The 22002-nt window shown below is 64.6% G+C and carries 20 protein-coding genes; 3 read left to right on the forward strand and 17 right to left on the reverse strand.

What is annotated here, in order from left to right; translation table 11 throughout:
- Positions 1–46: 46 nt before the first annotated feature.
- From ahbC to QQS14_RS07080, 12 genes are all read right to left on the reverse strand, one after another.
- A complete protein-coding gene (gene ahbC, locus QQS14_RS07025) occupies positions 47–1240 on the reverse strand; it encodes a 12,18-didecarboxysiroheme deacetylase (protein ID WP_285906259.1) in 1194 nt (397 codons plus the stop codon).
- A 150-nt stretch (positions 1241–1390) separates the two neighbouring features.
- Positions 1391–2518, reverse strand: a complete 1128-nt coding sequence (locus QQS14_RS07030) for an OmpA family protein (protein ID WP_285906260.1) — start codon at positions 2516–2518, stop codon at positions 1391–1393.
- 113 nt (positions 2519–2631) lie between these two features.
- Positions 2632–2964 carry a hypothetical protein gene (locus QQS14_RS07035; protein ID WP_285906261.1) on the reverse strand — a complete coding sequence of 111 codons (333 nt, stop codon included), beginning with the start codon at positions 2962–2964 and terminating at the stop codon, positions 2632–2634.
- 9 nt (positions 2965–2973) lie between these two features.
- Positions 2974–4206 carry a YIP1 family protein gene (locus QQS14_RS07040; RefSeq protein ID WP_285906262.1) on the reverse strand — a complete coding sequence of 411 codons (1233 nt, stop codon included), beginning with the start codon at positions 4204–4206 and terminating at the stop codon, positions 2974–2976.
- Positions 4207–4298: 92 nt separating this feature from the next.
- Complete coding sequence (locus QQS14_RS07045) at positions 4299–5513, reverse strand: glycosyltransferase (RefSeq protein ID WP_285906263.1); 1215 nt, start codon at positions 5511–5513, stop codon at positions 4299–4301.
- Positions 5510–6628 (reverse strand): glycosyltransferase, encoded by a 1119-nt coding sequence (locus QQS14_RS07050; protein ID WP_425607917.1) that lies wholly within the window; start codon positions 6626–6628, stop codon positions 5510–5512. The genes QQS14_RS07045 and QQS14_RS07050 overlap by 4 nt, the downstream gene beginning before the upstream one ends.
- Before the next feature lie 39 nt (positions 6629–6667).
- Complete coding sequence (gene fliS / locus QQS14_RS07055; RefSeq protein ID WP_285906264.1) at positions 6668–7378, reverse strand: flagellar export chaperone FliS; 711 nt, start codon at positions 7376–7378, stop codon at positions 6668–6670.
- A 22-nt stretch (positions 7379–7400) separates the two neighbouring features.
- On the reverse strand, positions 7401–9101 hold the full coding sequence (gene fliD / locus QQS14_RS07060) for a flagellar filament capping protein FliD (RefSeq protein ID WP_285906265.1): 1701 nt from the start codon (positions 9099–9101) through the stop codon (positions 7401–7403).
- 162 nt (positions 9102–9263) lie between these two features.
- Positions 9264–10148, reverse strand: a complete 885-nt coding sequence (locus QQS14_RS07065) for a flagellin N-terminal helical domain-containing protein (RefSeq protein WP_285906266.1) — start codon at positions 10146–10148, stop codon at positions 9264–9266.
- Positions 10149–10379: 231 nt separating this feature from the next.
- Positions 10380–12068 (reverse strand): CgeB family protein, encoded by a 1689-nt coding sequence (locus QQS14_RS07070; RefSeq protein WP_285906267.1) that lies wholly within the window; start codon positions 12066–12068, stop codon positions 10380–10382.
- 95 nt (positions 12069–12163) lie between these two features.
- Positions 12164–12934: an AsmA family protein gene (locus QQS14_RS07075; protein WP_285906268.1), complete on the reverse strand. Its 771-nt coding sequence runs from the start codon at positions 12932–12934 to the stop codon at positions 12164–12166.
- 89 nt (positions 12935–13023) lie between these two features.
- Positions 13024–13995, reverse strand: coding sequence for a zinc dependent phospholipase C family protein (locus QQS14_RS07080; protein WP_285906269.1), 972 nt, complete (start codon positions 13993–13995; stop codon positions 13024–13026).
- Positions 13996–14082: 87 nt separating this feature from the next.
- On the opposite strand from QQS14_RS07080, the gene QQS14_RS07085 reads away from it, so the two are divergent.
- Positions 14083–14628 (forward strand): nucleoside/nucleotide kinase family protein, encoded by a 546-nt coding sequence (locus QQS14_RS07085; protein ID WP_285906270.1) that lies wholly within the window; start codon positions 14083–14085, stop codon positions 14626–14628.
- Here QQS14_RS07085 and QQS14_RS07090 read toward each other — a convergent pair.
- Positions 14625–15074: a DUF2721 domain-containing protein gene (locus QQS14_RS07090; protein WP_285906271.1), complete on the reverse strand. Its 450-nt coding sequence runs from the start codon at positions 15072–15074 to the stop codon at positions 14625–14627. The two genes, QQS14_RS07085 and QQS14_RS07090, sit on opposite strands and share 4 nt — an antisense overlap.
- Before the next feature lie 137 nt (positions 15075–15211).
- Between QQS14_RS07090 and thyX the strand changes: the two genes are divergently transcribed.
- Both thyX and dnaA read left to right on the forward strand, forming a co-directional pair.
- Positions 15212–15946: an FAD-dependent thymidylate synthase gene (gene thyX / locus QQS14_RS07095; RefSeq protein WP_285906272.1), complete on the forward strand. Its 735-nt coding sequence runs from the start codon at positions 15212–15214 to the stop codon at positions 15944–15946.
- A 621-nt stretch (positions 15947–16567) separates the two neighbouring features.
- Positions 16568–17914: a chromosomal replication initiator protein DnaA gene (gene dnaA / locus QQS14_RS07100; protein WP_285906273.1), complete on the forward strand. Its 1347-nt coding sequence runs from the start codon at positions 16568–16570 to the stop codon at positions 17912–17914.
- Between the two features lie 88 nt (positions 17915–18002).
- Here dnaA and tsaB read toward each other — a convergent pair whose 3' ends face one another.
- From tsaB to QQS14_RS07120, 4 genes are read right to left on the reverse strand one after another with little or no spacing between them, the layout of a single operon-like run.
- Complete coding sequence (tsaB, locus tag QQS14_RS07105) at positions 18003–18818, reverse strand: tRNA (adenosine(37)-N6)-threonylcarbamoyltransferase complex dimerization subunit type 1 TsaB (RefSeq protein WP_285906274.1); 816 nt, start codon at positions 18816–18818, stop codon at positions 18003–18005.
- Complete coding sequence (rseP, locus tag QQS14_RS07110) at positions 18793–19851, reverse strand: RIP metalloprotease RseP (protein ID WP_285906275.1); 1059 nt, start codon at positions 19849–19851, stop codon at positions 18793–18795. The genes tsaB and rseP overlap by 26 nt, the downstream gene beginning before the upstream one ends.
- A gap of 57 nt (positions 19852–19908) precedes the next feature.
- Complete coding sequence (gene dxr, locus QQS14_RS07115; protein WP_285906276.1) at positions 19909–21126, reverse strand: 1-deoxy-D-xylulose-5-phosphate reductoisomerase; 1218 nt, start codon at positions 21124–21126, stop codon at positions 19909–19911.
- 13 nt (positions 21127–21139) lie between these two features.
- Positions 21140–21940 (reverse strand): phosphatidate cytidylyltransferase, encoded by an 801-nt coding sequence (locus QQS14_RS07120; RefSeq protein ID WP_285906277.1) that lies wholly within the window; start codon positions 21938–21940, stop codon positions 21140–21142.
- Positions 21941–22002 lie beyond the last annotated feature (62 nt).

Below are 22002 nucleotides of genomic sequence, written 5' to 3' on the forward strand. Positions count from 1 at the left end.
CTTTTCCCCCTTCCCCCGGCCGCCGGAGGCATCCGCCCCCTCCCCCCTACAGCGGTTCGCCGCTGATTTCTTCGTCGGTGAGGTAGCAGGCCGGGTCCTGTGCCCAGAAGTCGTCGTACACGGCTTCGGCCCGGGCGCGGAAGTTGCCGCCGCAGACATTGAGGAAACGGCAGGTGGCGCAGCGTCCCTTGACGTGGGGCCGCTTGTCCTTGAGCTTGTGGAGCAGCTCGATTTCCGGGTCGGTCCAGATTTCGGAGAAGGGGCGCTCAAGCACATTGCCAAAGGTGATGTGGCGCATGAACTGGTCAGCGTGGACCTGGCCATCCCAGGAGATGCAGCCGATGCCGCGCCCCGAGGAGTTGCCCTCGTTCATCTTGAGCAGTTCGAGCACCTCGGCGGCGCGGGCCGGGTCTTCCTTGAGCATGCGGTAGTAGAGGTATGGGCCGTCGGCGTGGTTGTCCACGGTCAGCACTTCCTTGGGCTTGCCCTTGTCGAAGAGGGCGCGGGTGCGGTCCATGATCAGGTCCACCACCTGCCGGGTCTCGGCGTGATCCAGGTCTTCCTTCATCAGGTCCGAGCCGCGGCCGGAGTAGACGAGGTGGTAGAAACAGATGCGCGGCACCTCAAGCTGCTCGATGAGGTCGAAGAGATGGGGGATCTCCTGGGAGTTGCGCTTGTTGATTGTGAAGCGCAGGCCCACCTTGAGCCCCTCGGCCTGACAGTTTTCCACGCCCTTGAGGGCCTGCTTGTAGGAGCCCTTGACGCCGCGGAACTTGTCATGGACCGCCTCGGCCCCGTCAAGGGAGATGCCCACGTAGGAGAGACCCACTTCCTTGAGTTCCCTGGCCTTGCTCTTGGTGATGAGGGTGCCGTTGGTGGAGATGACCGCGCGCATGCCCTGGCCGGTGGCGTACTTGGCCAGCTCCACCAGATCTTCGCGCACCAGGGGCTCGCCGCCGGAGAAGAGCATGACCGGCGCGCCGAACTGGGCGAGATCGTCGATGATTTCCTTGGCCTTGTCGGTGGAGATGGGGTCCTTGTGGCTGCTTGGGTCCACGGCGTGGGCGTAACAGTGGACACATTTGAGATTGCACCGCTGGGTCATGTTCCAGACCACCACGGGTTTCTTGTCCTTGGAGAACTGAAGCAGGTGGGAGGGCAGCTGCCCGGATTCGCGGCCATAGCGGAGCGCGTCGGACGGCTCCACGGCACCGCAATAGAGTTTCGATATGCCGATCATGTGAATGTAACCTCTCTGATGAAGTGAAGCTGTCAGGTAGCACACATTGCTGGCGGTGTAAAAGCGCAAAAAGGGGGGCTTGGCACCCCCCTTTCCAGTGTCAGGGCAGTATGTAAGAATTGTTCTCGAAATGTCAAGGGCGGCGGGTCGTTACTCGGCCAGCCGGATCTCCACGCGCCGGTTCCTGCGCATGTCCTCGGCCGTGGCGCCGGTGGCGATGGGCCGGGTCTTGCCGTAGCCCACGGTATCGATCAGGGCCGGAGCCACGCCCCATTTGTTGACAAGGTAGGTCTTGACCGCCTCGGCCCGGCGCTTGGACAGGCCGAGGTTGTAGGCGGCGTCGCCGCGCATGTCGGTGTGGCCGCCGACGATGATCTTGCGGCCCTTGAGCTGTGGCGAGTTCAATGCCTCGCCCAGGGCGTCGAGCAGGGGGTAGGACTCGGGTTTGACCGTGTCCTTGTCGAAGTCGAACTGGATGTCGAGATTGACGCCGTTGACCTGGGGGCGGAGCAGATCGGCAGCCGGTCCGCTGGGCGCTTTCGGGGCAGGCGTTTCCGGGGGCAATTCCTGGCCCGCGGCGCTGGGGGCGGGCGCAGGCGCTCCGGTGAGGCTGGCGGTCACGTCGCGGGCGTTGCTGGCAAAGGCGAAGTCGGCGTCCGGCGAGGGCAGCCAGCTTTTGAGAGGGATGGCCATGTCCGAGGCGATGGATCGGATGATCATGTCGAACGGCGCGTCGGTCATACGGAACTCGTGCCGGAAATAGATGTAGTCTTTGGGCAGCCTGCTTTCGATGCGGCCCGACTGGAGCATGGTCCAGAGCAGGGTGCCACCTGTGGTTTCGTAGATGTCGATCTGGATGGTGATGGCCGTGTCGTCAAGGGTGTGCCCGGCATAGAAATAGGGAACGTAGCCGACGATGGTCAGGTCCGCGCCGCGCATCCTGGCCTGGCGCAGGGCGGTGTTCACCCCCTGGTAGGTGTTTTCCGGCCGAAACTCCTGGGTGGTGAAGAGCCGCTCCTCGAGCCAGACGTTGTTGAATATCCTGGCGAAGGTGACGGAGAGCTGGGCATAGTCGCTGCTTTCCTGCTGGATGATGAAGGGATGGAAATAGGCGGTCAGCGGCCGGTACTGGCGGCCCTTGGGGTGGACCGCCACCTGGAGCGGCGATTTCCTGACGGTGGGGTCGCTGTATATCCTGGTCTGGTCCGTGATGGACGGGTCTATGTGCCCGCAGGCGTTCATGGCCAGCAACAGCGCGAAAACGATCAGTTTTTTCATGGCACACACCGGATTGTGGTTGCGGCGGCAGCGGGAAGTCGCGCCACGGCGGCGACGCTCCCTGGTCCTCTGGCAAGGGACACAGCAAAGAGCATGCCGTCAGGGGTGTCGGTCTACTGGATTCGCTCTGTGGGAGAGGGGGTGGACTCGATGGATTCGAGAAGCTGTTCGCGCGATTCGAGCAGCCCCTGGCGCAGCAGCAGCCGCTTGCCTGGCGAGAGGCGGCGGAACTCGGGCCGGTCGGTCAGTTCGGTGAGCCGGTCCATCTCGGCCAGGATGTTTCTGATCAGGGCCCTGACATCCTTGCCCCTGGGGCCGAGATGGGCGGCCAGCATGGCCAGGTCGCGGATTTCCCGGGCCATGCGCTGGATGGCGCGCGGGTCGATCTCGCGCGCCAGCCTGCGCCGCGCCCGCCAAGCCTCGATGGTGTCGCCCAGCCAGCCCATGGAGTCCGCCTAAATGGTCGCCAATTGGCTGTAAAAGGCCATGACCCCGCCGATGAGGCCCAGCAGCAGGGGGATGAGGGCCACGGGCACGACTTTGGAATAGCTGGCCTTGTGGATGTATTTGAGGCCGATGATGGTCAGGAGGAGCACCCACACGGCGACAATGGCCATCCAGCCGATCTCCACCTGCATTCCGGGCATGGGGAAGACGCCCAGAATGAGTGGGGCATTGGCATAGGCCAGGGCGCGGAAGGTGCCCTCGAATCCTTGGGTGTCGGCGCGCATCAGGATCATGAGCAGGTGGTAGATGGCCGAGATGGCAAACTGTCCGGCCGCGATGATGGCGGGCATGAACAGCAGCATCACCAGCGCCCCGGCTGCGCCGCCGCTGGGCTCGGGCGCGGCCTCGCCCATGGAGGTGGACAGCCCGGCCGCCTGCCAGAAGTATTGGGCCAGCCCCTGGATCATGGTCACCAGGATGGTGAAGGTCAGGGGCTTGGCCAGCCCTCCGCCCACCGGCATGACCGCGAAGAAAAGCCGGGGCGAGCGCAGGATCAGCCTGACGGTCATGAACAGGCCGGGAAAGAACCCGTAACGGTCGAGCTGCTCGAAGGGCGGCGGCACCTGCGGCCCGGCCTCGCCAGGTGCGTCGCCAAAGGCATCGTCGTCATCCTTGATTGTCGGCTTCTCGTCCATGGGGTCCGGGAAGGACTCGTCGAATTGGCCGTTCCATCCCGGAATGGGTTCGGGGGCGGAGTCGGCCTCGCGCGGCTGTTCCCGGTGGGCCGGGGGAGCGTTCCGGGGCGGGCGCATGTCGCTGAGCCTGTCCCAGAGCTCGTCCATTTCGGCGTCTGGGTCGTCTTTGGCGGCGCGTTTCGGCGTCTCCTGTTCGACCATGTCGTCGTCCGGCGGAAGGTCCGGGAAGGTCGAGTCCGGCTCCTCATGCGGCGCGGACTCCGGGTCGGCCGGGGTGGGCGGTTCCACAGGGGCGGGCGGTTCCACGGGGGCGGCGGGCTCGTTGCCTGATTCGGCGCGGTCGGTATTCAGTTGGTCGCTGTCAGCAGCGGTGTCGTCATAGTGAGGCGGCTCCGGTGTTTCCAGCGCGAATTCATCCTCGTCCGGGAGATCGCGGAACTTGAATTTGGTCTGACACTTGGGACAGGTGGCTATCTGTGAACGGGCCGGGATTTTCGACTCGTTCACTTGGCGGCTGAATTGGCATTTCGGGCAGAGTATTTCCATCGTCGTTCCTTGAATGACGTTTTGGTCCAGGATGCATGCTCGTATCCATTTTATATGGAAGAATCAAGCGATGCGCAATGCGTTGCGCGGGGTCAGGCCGGGTTCTCCTCCAGCAGCAGCGTCTGGAGCGTGCCGGAGATGAAGGCCGCCTCGGGAAACAGGGCGCGCGGCAGGTGCGGGTAGTCGCTGTTCAGGCGATGGGCCGTGCCGCCCACCTGACGGAAGCGCTCCAGTTTGGCCGCCAGCTGTTCCGGGGTCTTGCGCACCCGGCTCAGGTGCAGGATGGGTGCGTCCAGGGCCAGGGCCGTGCGGCCGGTGAGGTTTGTCAGCCGCTCGTGAATTGGCCGCTCGAAGCGGACGCCTGGCCGGTTTCGGAACAGCCGCAGTTGGAGATCGGGCCACAGGCCGAAGCCCACCTTGCAGTGGCTCTCGTCCGGGTACAGGGTCATGCGTGGAAAGTAGCACGCCTCAAGCCGCTTGATGAGCATTAGCGCGGTGAACAGGCTCCAGACATCGTGACTGAAACATTCGTCGCCGTCGAGGAAAAGCACCCAGTCGCCCGCGCAATGGTCGAGCATGTGGTTGCGCTGGGTGGCGAAATCGTCCAGAGGCCGGGCCAGATGGCGTACCGGCGCGGCGCAGGCAAAGATCCGGTCCGGCACGCTCCCGGCGTCCCAGATGACCACCACCTCGCGAACCCAGTCCGGGAACTGGCTGAAGAAGGCGTCGAGTTCCGGCTCGTCGGGGCTGAGGATCGCTCCCACGCTCAGGTCCGGGGCCTGGACCGCCACATGGCTGAGCAGGGCGCTGTTGATGGCCTGATGGGGCCGGGCGCTGACAAAGAGCCGTTGCAGGGCCTGAAGCCGCGCCCGGTCCTGGTCGCCCAGGTCCGGGGCCAGGGCCGTGGCGCTGTTCTGGGTGTTGGCGCCCGAGAGGGCCAGCAGGCACAGCTGCGCCCAGGGCGAGGCATCGGCGATGACGCAGCCCCTGCCCGAGCCGTCGCGCCAGTCCGGGTTGGCGTCCATAAAGGTGCGGGCCGCGTCCGGGTCCATCTCGCAGACGATCAGGCGTATGGTGTCGGGCATGGAGTCCTTGAGGGCCGTGGGGATGACGCCAGAGCCGAGCCCCAGCAGGACGAGGTGGTCCGCGCCGCTCTTTTCGGCCAGCCGCAGGGTGCGCCGGACAAAGGCGGCGACATCCTCGTCCGACGGCGCGGGCGGGCGCGATGTCTCGGGCGCGGGCTGCGTTTCGTCAAGGGAGAAGTCGAGAACCGCGTCGGTGTATCGGGCGATGAGGGAGGCGCTCATGATTGTATTCCTTTGCGTGCGAGCAGTTCCAGGTAGAGGGCTTCGAGTCTGGCGGTCACGGTCTGTGCCCTGAAGAGGGCTGCGGCCTTGTCGCGCCCGGCGCGACCCATGCGCCGGGCCTCGGCCGGGTGGGTCAGGAGGTGGATCACCGCCTGCGCGTATTCGGCCGCGTCGCGGGCCACCAGTCCGGTGACGCCGTGTTCCACCAGTTCGAGCTGGGCGTTGTCGCGCGAGCCGGGGCAGGGGTGGGTGACAACGGGCAGGCCGCAGGCCATGGCCTCGGCGATGACCAGCCCGAAGGATTCGCCCGTGTCGTTGGCGTGGGCCAGCAGGGAGACCGGGGCGAGGAAGGCGGCGATGTCAACGTCCGAGGCCAGGGGGGGGTGAAAGATCATGTGCTGCGCCAGATTGTTGTCCCGCGCAAAGTCAACGGCCTCGGGAATGCCCCCGACGATGTGGTAGCGGAAGTCCGGGACCGCCCGGACCACTTCGGGCACGAAATCCAGCGCCAGTCGCGACCACTTGCCCGGATCGGCGCGCGAGATGCGGGCCGCCGAGGGAGTCGAGAAATCGCGCTCAGGGGGCGATGCGGCTGCGAGGGTATCGGTATCCACCGGGTTGCACAGGACCGAGTGTCGGCGCGGGTTCACGCGGATGCCGGTTTCCTGTGAGAACCTGTCGAGGCAGAAGCGGGAGACGAACAGGGTGTGGTCGATGACCCTGGCCGAAGCACTGGGGTCGTGCCTGCCGAAGACGTTGGTCTCCACCACCACGGGCACCCTGGCCAGCCGGAGTGTCCGCAGGGTGTGCGTTTCGGGCCAGCCCGCCCGGTGGATGTGCACGATGGCGGGTTTGAGCCGCTGGAGCACGGTCAGCAGGTCGCTGTCGATGTGGGTCTTGACACCCAGTTTCCTTATCTGTTCCGCGCGCGGGCCATCTTGCGGGCAGAACACGGCGGGTTGGAAGCGGCTCCTGTCCAGGTGGGCGACGAGGAGTTGCATCGTTTTTTCGGTGCCCCCGAGCCCGAGGGAGTTGACGATGTGCAGAACGCGGACAGGGGAGTGGGGCATGGCCGGAAAGTGACACAAGGTGCCGGTATTGTAAACACGGCGCATGGCGCGACGAGAGTCCGGCCCTTGCGGGCCGGACAGGGTCTATCGGTTATTGTTGGTGTAGGCGTTGGCCGCGCGGAGTTTGGCCGCGCTGAAGGCGGTGTGCAGCTTCGGCGGCTGCGGTTTTGCCGGTTCGGGCTGCCCGGGCTGCTCCGAAGCCGGTTGCGGCTTGGGTTGTGCCGACGGTTCTGTCTTCATCGACGGGTTTTCGGCGGCTGGTTGCGCCGTCTTCTGCGCGACAGGCCCGGCCGACTGGGTTTCCGGCGCGGCCGGAGTGTTTGGCTGGGGCTTGCGAATACCTGCTGGCGGAGCCGTATAGGGCATCTGGCCCATGCCCGGCAGGGGCGGCGTCGCCCGCTGTGCAGCCTGGGCCGGGGCGGACTTGGCAGCGCCAGGCAGGATCTGGGCATAGGCCGAGCACAGGCCATCAAGGATCTTGATGACATCGTCGATCATCTTGTTGTCCATGCGGATGTTGGCCTTGATCAGCTGCGAGGTGCAGAACATGTACAGCTGGTTGAGCCTGGGCGTGATGTCGCCGCCCTTTTCCTTGTTCAGGCTCTCGGCCAGCTCATGGATGATGGCCATGGCCTTGGAGATGTAGATGCCTTTCTTGGCGTAGTCCTTGTTGTCAATCTCGATCTTGGCGCGCTTGAGGAACTTGATCGCCGCCTCGTAGAGCATGATCAGCAGTTCGCCCTGGGTGGTCGTTTCGACCTGAGTCGTGAGGTATGCCCTTGCGGGGTTGGTCATTCAGCCATCCTCCTGTGGTCTTCTAGGCGGTCAACTGCGCGATGGAGGAGCCCAGCTGCCCCTGCAGCCGCTCGTATTGGCCGAGCAGTGCGTCCAGGCGCGCGAATTTGAGCTTGAGATTGGTTTCCATCTTGCTGATGCGCTTTGTTTCAAAGGCGATCTTTTCGTCGATGGAGTTCATGATGTCCCTGTAGTTGTCCTGGAGGACAGAAAGGGGACCGCCCTCGTAGGTGAACTTGCTGTAGGGCTTGGTCAGCGCCTTGAGTTCCTCGATCATCTCGCCGACCTTGCCGGTCTTGATGGAGACGGTGCCGCTGTGGGTCCCGGCCGAGATGTTGTCCAGGCGCACGGCCATACCGAGGGCGGCGCCCGACTTGCCCGTTATTTCCCAGCCGTCGATGGACGCCTCTTCGCCGTTGATGGTGGCGCTGATGATCTTGGTGCCGTCGCTGACGATCTCCACCTTGTACACGCCGGGCTTGGTGGTGCCGTCGATGAGGGAGGAGAAGGTGAAGTCCGGGGAGTCGCTCTCTCCGAAGTTGTTGGCCGCGAAGAGGCGGGCGATGGCCTCGGGATCGTTCTCGGCCATGGCCTTCTCGAAGAGTTCCTCGTCGATCTTGAGCAGGCCGTATGTTGGCGAGCCCTGCTCGGCGTCGGTCATGATGCCAAGCTGGGACAGGGCCGAAAACCTGTCCCCGGTCATGTTTTCCGGGTCCCACACCGAGAAGCCGATTCCCATGTCCGCTGTGATGTTCTTGAGCTTCTGGGCGATCATGTCCACGCCGTAGTTGCCGGTGAGGATGGAGCCCTCGCCCTCGTCATTGACCTTGGTCATCTTGATGATCAGCGCGCGGACCTCGTTGACCGAGCTGATGAACTTGTCGATGGTCCCGCGGATTCCAGCCGTGTCCGTGGTCGTGGTCAGCTTGATGGTGCGGCCCGGTTCCGCGTCGTGCAGGTTGAGGGTGATGCCTTCGAGCACGTCGTTGATGGAGTTGGACGGGCGCTCTATCCAGCCGCCGCCGGCGGACGGAAAGCCGTTGACCCGGATTTGCGCGTTGACAGCATTTTGCGTCTCGCGGAAGGACGAGCCGCCAAAGATGATGTCGCCCTCGTCGGAGATGGTCACCTGGTTTTTGCTGCCTTGTTCGAGGCCGCTGATCTGCAAATGGTAGACCGAGCCATCGTAGACCGTGGATGCCCGGATGCGCGTGCGCGAGTCGGGGTGATTGTTGATGATGTTGACGAAGTTTTCGAGGGTGGTTCCCGCCGGGATGTCGTTGATGGTATAGTCTTCGCCCGCGTAGGAGAACTTGAAAAAAGTGTTGGTCGAGGTGATGGCGGTCTTGAGCGAACTGGTGCCAGAGGCCGTGATATGCACGTCGTTGGATGCGAGTTGGCCGATCTCGATGGTGGCGTTGGTCTCCAGCGCGTGGCTTTCGGCCGTGGCGGTGAGCCGCGTGGTGTCGGTGCTGGTGACGACCTTTTTCAGGAACTCGTTGATGGTGTCGAAATCCTCAAGGGTTGTCTTGAGGTTGAGCATCTGGGTGTTGAGTGTGGAGAACTGGTCGTTCTTCTGCTGCCAGGAGCTTTTCCACGTTTCAAGCCTGGTGACGCGCCTGCGCTCCACATCGAGGAGGCCTTCGATGAGCTTGTTGAAGTCCGTGCCGTTTCCAAGGCCGGAGAAATTGATCGAACCAGAGGAGTATGTTCCGTCTGCCATGGCGTATTCCTGTCGGAAGTTTTTTCCGGTTGCAGTGGGCTGCCGTGTAGGATGCAATCCGGATGCCAGTGCCGATCATTGTAACCTGTTGAAATCAAAGGGCCGGACCCTCTTGGGGGAGGGCCCGGCCTGAGTGCGCTGGGTCTGCGACCTGGGGCGCGCCTAGCCGATGAGGGACAGGGCCATCCTCGGCAGGGAGTTGGCCTGGGCCAGCATGGAGACGGCGGCCTGGGTCATGATCTGGTTGCGGACGAACTGGGTCATTTCCTTGGCCACGTCCACGTCCGAGATGCGCGATTCGGCAGCCTGGACGTTCTCGGCCTGGATTTCCAGAACGGTCACGGTGTTCTCCAGCCTGTTCTGCATGGCACCGAGGTTGGCGCGGATCTTGTCCTTGGAGATGATGGCGGTGTTGAGCACATCAAGGGCCTGCTGTGCCAGGGCCTGGGTCGAGATGGACGCGCCAGCGCCGGTACCTGCACCGAGGCCGACACCCAGGGCCGAGGCCGTGGCGTTGTCGATCTGGATGTAGTAGTAGTCCTCGGAGCAGTCGTTGCCGGTACCGAAGTGGACCTTCAGCTGGCCGGTGACGGCCATGCCGGAGCCGTCGTGTTGGCCGGACAGGTTGCCGTTGAGCAGGTAGATGCCGTTGAAGTCCGTGGAGTTGGCGATACGGGTGATTTCCGAGGCCATGGCCTGATACTCGGAGTCGATGATCAGGCGCTGGTCGGAGTTGTAGGTACCCGTGGCCGCCTGCATGGCCAGTTCCTTCATGCGGATCAGCTTTTCATCGATGACGGCCAGGGCGCCGTCAGCCGTCTGGATGAGGGAGATGGCGTCATTGGCGTTGCGGATACCCTGCGTCAGGGAGGTGATGTCCGCGCGCATGAGCTCGCGGACGGCCAGACCGGCGGCGTCGTCCGCGGCCGTGGTGATGCGCAGGCCAGAGGACAGACGACGGGTGGACAGTTCCAGGGCACCGTACGAGGTGCCAAGGTTGCGGGCGGCGTTCATCGCCATCAGGTTGTTGTTGATAACCAGGGACATAATTTCCTCCTTGAAAGTGTTTCGGCTTCCTTGCCTAAGATCCGTTGTTCCGGCGGTGTGGATTACCGGGCGGACCTTTCTTGTGTTGCCCTACTGATCGTCCGGCCATGGGAAAACTTTAGGTTGTGTGAATGTTTTTTTTGATTGCGAAGTCAATGTGAAGGAAAGCCGGAAAGAATGTCCGGCCTGTGGAGCATGGGCGCAAAAAAAGGCGGGGAGGGGGGAAGTGGGCTAGCCGCCGAAGGTGTCGCGCATGGCCGCAAGCAGGGTGCGCAGCCGGATCTCGTATGTGTGCTCGGCCAGGATGCGCGCCCGGGCGGCGCGGGAGACACGCCTGCGCCGGGCCGGATCGGCCAGCAGTTCGGCCGTCAGGGCCGGGATGTCGTCCGGGCTGTCATAGGCCACGACTTCGGCTTCCGGCTCGAAAAGGTCGTCCATCTGTTCCCGTCGGTCGGTGAGCACGAACCCCCCGCAGGCAGGGATGTCGAAAACGCGCTGGTTGACCGCTCCGACCATCTGGCGGCTGGTGCAGTTGAGGCTGACCGCCGACAGGGGATAGAAGCGGGGCAGGTCTGCGTAGTAGTCTAGGGGCGGCAGCCTGCGCCAGTCGGCTGGCTGGCCGAGCTGGTCCAGCCAGCCCTCGTCGCCCACGATGAGCGGGACAAAGCCGAGGATGGCCTGGACGCAGGCCAGCCGGTATTGGCGCGTGGCCTCCCAGGTGAGCAGCGATTCCAAGGCCAGCCTGCGCTCCGGGGTGGGCAGTTCGTCAAGGGCGGTGCGCCAGTCCGGGCGGTGGGACGCCAGGAAGCCGCGCACATCGGTCTGGCCCGATGCGCCGAACTCGGCCGCCACCTTGGGATATTCGGCGCGCATGGTCTCGGGCAGGCCCGCGTTCTCCAGCGTCTGGGCCACGGGCCGGGCCATGGAGTTGCCCACAAAGGAGACCTCGGCGGCCCACTGCGGCGGGGCGGCAGACCCGAGCCCGGGCCGGAATCGCTCCGGGTCAGTGGCCAGGGGCAGGTACTCCACCCGGGCAAATCCACGGGCGCGCAGCATGGCAAGGTTTCCGGCGTCAAAGGTGAAGACCGCCGTGTTGTCCGCTCCGGGATGGGCGTAGTCGTGCAGGATGAGGGCCGGGTTGTCCACGAACCAGGAGGCCAGCGGGAGTCCCAGCTCGGCCAGGAGTCCGGCCAGCCGTCCCTCGCGGTCGAGGCCGAAGTGATTGACCGTCAGCACGAAGTCGGGCCGGAAGTCGAGGATGGCGTGGAGCAGGTCTTCGATGAATCGGGCGCTGCCGGTGGCGGAGCGTTCCAGGGGGAGGATGCGGTGGGGGATGTCGAGCCGGGCCAGGGTGGCCAGGATTTCCCCGCACAGGAAGTAGCTGGAGTCGAAAAACAGGACGCGTGGTGTCTGCGAGCGGAATTTCGGGTACGCGGCCTCGGCCCTAAAATCGGCCTGCGCTCCGGCCTTGATGGCCTGGGAGATGGGGCCGTAGTAGGCCGCATCGAGCCTCTGGTACAGGGGGATGATCACCGGGTGCAGCGGCGCGTGGCCGTGGGCGGTGCTCCAGCGCGCAAGGCAGCCCAGCACGGCCTCGGGTGCGGGGTCGTCGATCCAGGTCACGGCCGGATGCTCGCCCAGTTCGCGGCGTACCCCGGTGATCGCCTCGATGCCGGCCTCGCGGTCCACCACGGCCACCGGGCCACCCCGGGCGATCAGGGTGCGCAGGCAGTGGCCCAGCCCCGCGCCCATGAGCACGGGCAGGCTGCCCGGCTCCACGGCATCGGCCAGGGCCTGCTCGCGCTCCGGCCCGTTGCGTCCCCACAGGTGCCATGTCTTGCCGTTGACCCGGACGCGGATGTCGCAGAGGCCGTCCGGCCCGGTCAGGGGATGAGCTGTGTAGGGTGCGGGGTGTGGCATTGATCTGGGGGGATTCTGTCTGTCGGCGGACCCGGTCGTGTCCTATATTAAATGTAATGGGGCCGCGCCCGTTTCCGGCGCGGCCCCGCGATCCGCTATTCCGAGCCGAACAGTCCCTTGACCGTGGAGCCCAGGGACTTGGCTCCCTCGCCCACGCCCCCGACAGCCTTGCCCAGGGTCTCGGAGAGTTGTCTGGCGAGCTGGGTGACCGTGCCGGTGACACCGCTGGTCATCTCGGCCAGGACCAGGGCAAAGGCCTCGGCCGGGGTGATCTTCTTGTCCTTGCCGATGTCCTTCATGTGGATGTTGGGCATGGCGATGCCCACACCCTGGTCCGCGCCAAAGGCGTCGAGCAGGGAGCCGCCCAGGTTGATATGCCCATTCTTGACAATGAAATTATTGATCTGGATGGATTTTTCCGATCCCGTGGTTTCCTGCTCGGCCGGGGTGGCTTTCTTCTCGCTGGCCACGGTCTGCTTGATGTTGTTCAGGATGGTCTGGAAGTTGTCGGCGTTGCCCCGTTTTTCGTAACTGACCACCGGGCCGTCCACGATGATTTCCTCGATGACGATGGTGTCCGTGGTCAGGGATTCCTTGACCACCTTTATCCAGATGGTGTCGCACGTCAGGGCGTTTGGCATGGTGAATCCCTCGGGATTGCCGAGGACGAATTTGTTGAGGCTGCCGGAGCCCGAGAGGATGGAGATGTCGGCCGAGCCGAGCCTGACCTCGGTCTTGGTGATCCGCGGGCCGTAGGTCTCGGTCGCGGTTTTTATGATCGAGCCGAGGTTGAGAATGGCGAGGACTATTATGGCTATGATGCCGACGATCAACACGCCGAGGCCGATGGTGAGGAATTTTTTCATGGGTGCGCTCCTGTGATGCGAGGATTTTCCAATGCTTGCAGCGTAGGCCATTGGCGCGGCAAGCGCAACGATCTTGTGCCCGAATCGGGTCAGGCCAACTCGGGAAAGGGCGGGCTGGCAAAGTGGCGCATGCGGTCGCTCTCCACCCCGGGCAGTCCGGCGTCCATGGATGGTCCCATCTCGTCCAGGTCTATCCCGTCCGAATCGAAAATTGCGGGTTCGAGCTTGAGGCACAGGGCGGCCGCGCGTTGCGCCGCCTCGTCCATGAGTTGGTCAAGGGTGGCCGTGAGCGTTTCGCCGGTGACCGGGTGGCGATAGGCGATGGGTCCGGCCAGCGTCTGGGCCTGACGCAGAAGTTGGGGCGCGTAGGCCAGGGCGGCCAGTTCCGCCGCCGCTCGGGGCAGTCGGGGGCGCAGGGCAAAGGCTGCGCGGGCCAGCGGCCGGTTCGAGTACGCAGCCTGGAACAGGGCGAAGATGCGCCAGGCCCGGGCAAGCCCGGCGCGGGTTGCGTCCGGCTCCATCCCGGCCATGGCCGCCAGCCCGGCCACGGGAAGCCCGCGTTCGAGCAGGGCCGGGCAGCGGCGCAGCATCAGGCCCAGGCGATAGCGCGTCCGGCCGAGCATGTGCGGGCAGGCGACCATGTCCATGAGCGATTCCAGGGCGCGGTGGCGCTGCCTGGCCATGGATCGGGCGGTCGCGTCGGATGCGTAGTAGTCGCCGGTCAGGTGCCAGACCAGCGGGTGCATGACCGTGTCGGCAAAGAGGTGGGACACGACCCCGACCAGCACGGCGGCGGCCAGGGGCGAGCCATCGGTCCGCGCATGGGCGGCCAACATCCTGACCAGGGCAAAGGTGTCCTCCCCCCGGGCACCGTGCAGGGTGTGGGCCAGCCGCTCGAGGGGGGCGTCGCCGGGCCATGCGGCGTAGAACAGGGCATCGTGAAAGACCGAGCCGAGATGCAGGCCGTGGCCCTCTGCGGAGAGGCAGGGGCCGAAGCGCGTTTGCGCAAGGAGCCGGGCCGTGCGCCCGGCTATGTCGAAGTGGATCAGGTCCTTGGGCATGGGGTCCTCAAACCGTTTGCGTTGCCGCCATTCTACTTGATACCTTCGTCCCCGCAAGGAAAACATTCATCAGCCCGAGGAGCGCGCATGAAATACGATCATCTGATCAAGGAAGAGGTCGAGGTGGACGAGGTCGGGGTCACCCGGACCCATGGCCGGGGCGAGCGGCGCGAAGATTTTGCCGACGCCTGGAAGAACACCGGGCGGGTGGTGCTGGTGGGGCTGCCCGGCAGCGGCAAGGCGGCCTTGGCCCGGCTGCTGGCAGACCGACTCGGGATCGGGGCGGTGACGCCCGAGGACGCAGAGTCAGCCGTGGCCGCCCTGGACGGACCGGCGGCGGTCATCGTCCTGGCCGACGAACTGGTGGCCGATCCGGCGGTTCAGCCGCATGTCCACGGCGCAGGCAAGGTCTTCTACCTCATGGCCGATTCGCGCACCCTGGCCGCACGGGTCGTGGAGCGGGACGGCGGCGGGGATCAGGACGGGGTGTGGCGGGATTTGTCGGCCCGGCTGGCGGTCATGGAGCCGGTTTTTTACGGCGTGCTCCACTTCATCCTTCAGGCCGGGAATCTGCCGGAGGAAATGTCCCTGGAGGAAATGGCCGAAGACGCCCTGGCAAAGATCGCGCTCTAGCCGAGGCTTCCCTTGCGCCGTTCGATTTCCAGATCCAGGGAGCGCAGGGTGATGCGGATGTCCTCAAGCAGGTAGAGCAGGCTGACGATCAGGCTGATCAGCGAGCCGCCGAAGAGCACCTCGACCCAGAAGTGCAGCGGCACCTCGAAGAGCAGGCTGGCGTAGAGCAGCAGCATCACGCAGCTGACGAAGATGATGGCCAGGATGGAGAAGAAGATGGCCCAGCGCATGATGGAGCAACGCTTGCGCAGCACGACCACTTGGTCGAGCAGGAATTTCACGTCCCGCTCCGGGGCCGAGGGCAGCATGTCGAGGAGCCGCCGGATGAGGTCTGTGGGCCGGGCGATGCGGTTGGTCATGGAGAGCAGCAGCAGGCCGATGCCCGATATGAGCACAAAGGGGGCGATGGACGCCTGGAGAATGGTGACGAGAGTCGTGGTTTCCATGGGGCCTCTGTGCTCCCAATCCGGCGGGCCGTCAAGGGCAAAGCGCGCAAGGACGGCGGCCAGAGGGTGACAGCCGGGACGCTTTGCGCTACACAGTGACACCCGTCAACGACACCAGCCGCCACGGAGCCCAGCCGATGCCCGAAAAGAACCTCAGGGTCGAACTTCTGACCATGACCCCCGACGCCCTGCCGCTCATCTACGCCGCCTTTCGCCAGTGCTACCACGCCGGATTCGTGGCCGACATGTGGCCCCGGCTGCTCTCGGGCGAGATCGACCGCGAGACCCAGGCCGAGTTCGTGCGCATGACCATGGAGTCGGGCCACGACAGCCCGGTGGAACATGTGTCCATGACCTTTGCGGTGGAGGGCATCTCGCGGGCCTGCTCGCACCAGATCGTGCGCCACCGCATCGCCTCCTATTCGCAGCAGAGCCAGCGCTACGTGGCCGAGAACGATCTGGACTACATCATCCCCCCGGCCATCGCCCGGATACCCGAGGCCAGGGAGCGCTTCGAGCGGTTCATCGCCGAGGTCCGCTCGGCCTACGGCGACCTGCGCGAAATCCTGGTGGCCCACGGCCGCAAGGCCAAGGCCAACGAAGACGCGCGCTTCGTGCTCCCCCAGGCCGCCGAGACCAAGATCGTCATCACCATGAACTGCCGCAGCCTGCATCACTTCTTCCATCTGCGCTGCTGCAATCGGGCACAGTGGGAAATCCGCGCCCTGGCCGACGCCATGCTGGTCATCTGCAAGGAGAGGCTCCCGGCCCTGTTCGCCACTGGCGGCGCCCGGTGCGAACAACTCGGTTATTGCCCGGAATCGCCAAAATTCGCCTGCGGCAAGTATCCGACCCGAGCCCAGGCCGACTAGATTATTTTCCAACAGCTCGGGATTTCCTCCCATGGGTTTCGCGCCCGGAACACCTTGCACTTTTTCTGTCAAGGTGTTTTTTTCTTGATTTCCAACGATTTTTTTGTGTTCATAATGGGCCAGACGCTTCCAAGCCTTGCGCTGGGCGGGCTTGTGGGGTGTGGGTGTGACGATTCGGTTGCGGCCGATGAAAACGGTTATCATTCAATTTGTATATTGCCCAGTTATTTCATTGTGTTAGTTAAAGAAGTAATTTTCCAAAGGGACAGAGCTACTACATCTTGCTTGAGAAAATAATTTCGAATAGAAAGGAAAATCATCCAATCTTTGAAAATCTGCCGAAATAGAGAGCATCGGCTGTTGAAAAGAAATTCACATGCTGTTGATAAATAGAAAATCTAGAGAAAATCGAAAGGCCGGGAAGCCTTGCCATGCGCCTGTTTCACCGGATTGAGACCAGGAATCGACTCCGCAAGCCAATTTGCTACAATCATTTTTAATTTCAATTGGTTGTACCATCACTTCGCGGCAGGTGACTGTAGAGAACCCAAGTCCGGCTTTGATCACACGTTTGAAAATCAAGAATTGTCTTGGGCCGGTCAATCCACTATCTCACACGACATGATGAAAGCTGCCTGGAAGCAAATACGCAACTCGCTCGAAAAGAGCCTCAACCCCGGTCTCTTCACTGTCTGGATCAAACCTCTTGACGGCATTGTCGAAGGCGGCAGGCTGACCCTGACCGCCCCCAACGAGTTCGTGGCCAACTGGGTGCGCGAGCGGCTGCTCCAGGTGATCCGCGAGGCTGCGGCCGAGGTCATGGGCAGTGATCCCAGAATCTCCGTGGTGGCGGGCAAGTCCGCCCCGGCGGCCGCACCCTCGGTCCGGGAGCACCGGGAGGCGGCGCCCTCTCAGCTTGGACTGCCCATCGCCGAGGCTCCAAGGACCGTGACCGTGCGCAACTGGCGCTTCTCCTTTGAGGACTTCGTGGTCGGCCCGTCCAACGAACTGGCCTGCGCGGCCAGCAAGAGCCTGTGCGACAGCGCCTTTTCCTCGGACCACCTTTTTCTCAGTTCCGGCCCCGGCCTGGGCAAGACCCATCTGCTGCAATCGGTGGGCAACCAGCTGTGCCGGGCCGCCAATCGAAAACAGCTCAAGGTCGCCTGCCTGTCGTCCGAGGACTTTGCCACCCGCATGGTGCTGGCCATCAAGTCCCGGCAGGTGGACGTGTTCAAGGCGCAGTTCCGCGAGAATCTCGATGTGCTGCTCCTTGAGGACGTCCACTTCTTTCAGGGCAAGGAGAAGATGCAGGAGGAGCTTTTGTGCACCTTGACGGCCCTGCGCGAGCGCGGGTGCAAGGTGCTCCTGACCAGTTCCTTCATGCCCAAGGAGTTTTCCGGCGTGGACAACCGCCTGGTTTCGCGTTTCTGCTCCGGGTTTCTGGCCCACATCAACCGGCCCGACATGGAGACCCGGCGGCGCATCGTCATGGAAAAGGCGCGCAAGCTCCAGGTGTCCGTGCCCGTGGAGGTGTCCGAGCTGCTGGCCGAGCGCATCACCACCGACATCCGCCAGCTCGAAAGCTGCCTGACCAACCTGGTGCTCAAGGCGCGCCTCCTCAACAGGGCCGTGACCCTCAACCTCGCCTGGGAGGTGCTCGACAACTACGCCGTGCATCACGCCGCGCCCGACCTCCTCAACATCGTGGAGTTCATCTGCAAGAGCTACGGCCTCTCCGAGGATGAGTTGAAGTCCAAGAGCCGCAAGCGTCAGGTGGTCCTGGCGCGCAATACCGCCTTTTATCTGGCCCGCAAGCACACCGACCTGTCCCTCAAGGACATCGGCGACAAGCTCGGCCGCAGACACTCCACGGTGCTCAAGGGCATCACCAAGGTCGAGCGCGAAATTTCGCTCCAGACCCCGCTGGGCCGCCAGATCGAAAAGACGACGGACCGGCTGACCCCCTGACGCGGGCCGCTTCGGCAGGGGACACGCCCCACATGGCCTCCCGGATGACCGGCTCGTACGAGCCGACCATCAGCCGGGGGGCTGTTTTTTATTGGTCCGAGGGTTCGTCCTGCTGGCCGAGCCCGAGGTCGCGCAGGCGCTTGACCGCCTCATCCGGGTCGAGGCCGCGCTGTCTGGCGAAGTGGGGCAGGTTCGTCTCCGCGTCCGAGGGCCGGACATAGCACGGCTCCAGCGGGGTGTGGCCGTATCGGGCGGTCATGGCCGCCGTCAGCAGAAGTTCGGGGGAAGGGGTGTCCCAACTGGTCGGGAGCAGGGTCAGGCCCGGTGCTTTGGCGACCAGTTCGGCGAAGAAGGCCGGGTTTTTGCGCAGGCCGCTGCCCATGAGGTGGGCGGGCGTGTCCTGGCTGGTCATGATCTCGGCCGCCTCGGCCAGGGTGCAGACCGCCAGGGGCGCGAAGGGGGCCAGCAACGGGGTGTGGAAGCTCTGGAGATAGACCAGCCCGCGCCGGGCGTAGGTCAGCACGTGCAGGGGGGTGGTCAGGAGCGGGCCTGGGCCTGCGGCCAGCAGGGGCAGGAGATCGAGGCCGGCCAGTGAGGCGCCGGTGCCTGAGGCAATGCCCTGGGCTGCGGCCAGGACCAGGCGCAGCCCGGTGAAGCTGCCCGGTCCGCGCACGCAGGCGATGCGCGCGATGGCCGAGGCCGTGACGCCGAACCCGTCCAGCGTCTCCCTGAGCCCCGGCATGAGGAAGCGCATCGACTGCCCGGGTACGGTCCACTCGCGCGAGGCGAGCAGGGTCCAGCCCGTGTCCGACGGCTGGCCCAGGGCCAGTTGGAGGCGGTCCTCGGCCCCGGCCAGGGCCAGGGTCAGGCCGCTCGGTTTATGAGAGCAGGCGGCGGACGTCATTGAAGATGGCAAGGCTCATGAGCATCAGCAGCAGGAGGATTCCCACGCGGGTTGCCGCTGCCTTCCAGCGATCGCTGATGGGGCGGCGGAAGATCATTTCGAGCAGGAAATAGACGATGTGGCCGCCGTCCAGCACCGGGATGGGCAGCAGGTTGATGATGGCAAGATTGATGGAGATGATGGCGACCATGCCCAGCAGGTCGTAGAACCCGGACTGGGCGCTTGAGTGGACCATCTGGGCGAGCATGATTGGCCCGCCGATGGACTCCACCGGGATGAGCCGCTCGATGATGCTGACAAAGCCCTTGACCACGACCTTGGACATGGTCCAGGTGTGGCTCAGGGCCATGCCCGCCCCGAGGCCCTCCACGGGCCGGTATTCGATGACCCCGCCCTGGCCGATACCCACCATGGGCACGGTCACTTCCTCTCCGAAGAGGTTCTTGACCGTGTTCACTCTGGGGGTCACGGTCAGGTACAGCCGCGCATCGCCGCGGGCCACCTCGAAGCGAAGCGGCGTCTCGTTGCCCGCGCGGATCGTCTCCACCAGTTCGTTCCAGGAGTCCATGGGCTTGCCGTCAACGCTCAGGACATGGTCGTCCTTGCGCAGACCCGCCTCGAAGGCCGGGCTCTCGGGCATGACATCGCCCACCGTGGGCATGACCACGCCCTGGCCCTGGGCCATGGCCAGGAACCAGTAGATGAGGAAGGCGAGCAGGAAGTTGAAGATGGGCCCGGCCGCCACCACGCACAGCCGCTGCCAGGCCGGACGCCCGGAGAAGAGCTGGTCGTCGGGAAAGTCCTTTTCCTCCTCGCCCTGTTCGCCCGCCAGCTGCACGTAGCCGCCCAGGGGAATGGCCGAGAGTTTGTATTCGGTGCGGCCGGAGGTGAACCCGGCCAGCCGGGGACCAAAGCCCAGCGAGAAGGTCCGCACGCCCATGCCGAAGAAACGGGCCACGGCAAAGTGGCCGAGTTCGTGAAAGAATATCAGGCCGCCAAGGGCCAGGATGATGGCAATTGCGCTTGTCAGCATAGAATCCTCATGCGGCCGCCCGCTGTTTCGTTGTCGCGACTCTGATTGAGATAAGCATCAATCCGCGTCAGGCCAGAGGGCGCGCCGGATTTCATCCCGGACGGCGCGGTCCAGGTCGAGCACCGCCTCCGGGGTGGATACGTCCACCGGCCGATGCCGGTCAAGGGCCGCCTCGATGGTGGCCGGGATGTCGGCAAAGCCCATGCGGCCGTCCAGGAAGGCGGCCACGGCCACCTCGTTGGCCGCGTTGAGCACCACCGGGTGGCTTGGCCCGGCATCGTAAGCATCCCGCGCCAGCCCAAGGCAGGGGAAGGCGGCCAGGTCCGGCTCCTCAAAGGTCAGGCAGCCCACGCGGGCCAGATCAAGCCGGGGCACGTCCACGCCGAGGCGGCGGGGAAATCCCAGGCAGTGGGCGATGGGCACCTGCATGTCGGGCATGCCCAGGTGGGCCAGTTGCGACCCGTCCACATACTCCACCAGCGAGTGGATGATGGATTGGGGGTGGACCACCACATGGACCATGCCCACCGGCAGACCATAGAGGTGGCAGGCCTCGATGACTTCGAGCCCCTTGTTCATGAGGGTGGCCGAGTCGATGGAGATTTTCGCGCCCATGCTCCAGTTGGGATGGGCCAGGGCCTGCTTGCGGGTTACGCCCGCAAGGGAGGCGGCGTCGCGGCCGCGAAAGGGGCCGCCCGAGGCCGTGAGGATGAGCCGCGCGATCTCGTCGTCGCTCTCAAGACCCATGAGCCCCTGGAACAGGGCGTTGTGCTCGGAGTCCACGGGCAGGATCACCGCGCCCGAGGCGTGGCAGGCGGCGCGGATGATGTGGCCGCCGAGCACCAGGGATTCCTTGTTGGCCAGACAGATGAGCTTGCCAGCCCGGGCCGCGGCCAGGGTGGGCTCGAAACCGGCAGCGCCCACGATGCTGGAGAGGACCGTGTCCACCTCGTCCAGTGCGGCCAGGGTGGTGAAGGCATCGGGGCCGACAAGTATCTGCGGCGAATACCCGGCGGGCAGTCCTGCCTCAAGCTCGCGCCGGGCCGCATCGTCGAGCACGGCGGCGTAGCGGGGGCGCAGCCGGGCGCATTGTTCGGCCAGCAGCGTGCCGTTTCGTCCGCCCGCCAGGGCCATGACCGTGAAGAGTTCCGGGTGCCGGGCCATGACCTTCAGCGCATTGACGCCGATGGAGCCCGTGGCCCCGAGCACGGCCACGGAGCGGGGGAAGTCGGGCAGCTTGGCGGCTTGCGGCCAGGGGGATATGTACGTCTTCACGATGGTCCGGGGATTAGAAAAAGGTGTGGGCCATGCGGATCAGGCCGTAGGCAGGCACCACCAGGAGCAGGCTGTCCACCCTGTCGAGCAGGCCGCCGTGGCCGGGCAGGAGCGAGCCGGAATCCTTGATGTCCAGGGAGCGCTTGAGGGCGGACTCGAAGAAATCGCCCATCTGTGCCGCCAGGTTGAGGGCCGCGCCCAACAGCAGCCACTGCCATATCTGGGCCGAGCCGAAGCCCAGGCCAAAGGCCGCCGTGGCCAGCATGCAGGCCGCCATGCCGCCCATGCTGCCGATCCAGGATTTCTTGGGGCTGACCGTGGGCCAGATCTTCTTCTTGCCCCAGAGGGTGCCACAGTAGAAGGCCGCCGTGTCCGAGATGGCGGCGGCCCCGATGACGAGCAGGATCTCGTGGCGGGAGAAGGCGAGGAGGAAGTGGAAATTGAGGGGGATGTAGATCAGCCCGGCCAGGAAGACGAGGCATGGCTTGAAGGACGCAGCCGTGTCGCGGCTGTAGCGGGCGAGGAACAGGAACGCCGCGGCCCAGAAGGCCCCGATGAGGACCATGGCCGGATGGCCCGGCTCCCCTGCGGCAAAGGCGCCCAGCAGCAGGAAGGTGAAGGCCGCGCCGAGCCCCTTGATGGTCGCTGCCCCGGACAGGGGCTGGAACATGGCGTAAAACTCCCAGAGGGCGAGGGAACAGAACAGGGCCAGGACAGCGAAAAGCACCCATCCCTGGAAGACGAGGGCAAGGGCCGGTATGGCCGTCAGGCACACCGCGGTGGCGAGCCGTTTTCTGTGCAGGGAGATGGTCATAGCTGATCTTCGGCGCTTTTCATGTTATTTCGCGTTGGTGCGGGTGCAAACTGTGTACGCTA

Source organism: Pseudodesulfovibrio pelocollis (assembly GCF_030282845.1).
GTDB classification, from domain to species: domain Bacteria; phylum Desulfobacterota; class Desulfovibrionia; order Desulfovibrionales; family Desulfovibrionaceae; genus Pseudodesulfovibrio; species Pseudodesulfovibrio pelocollis.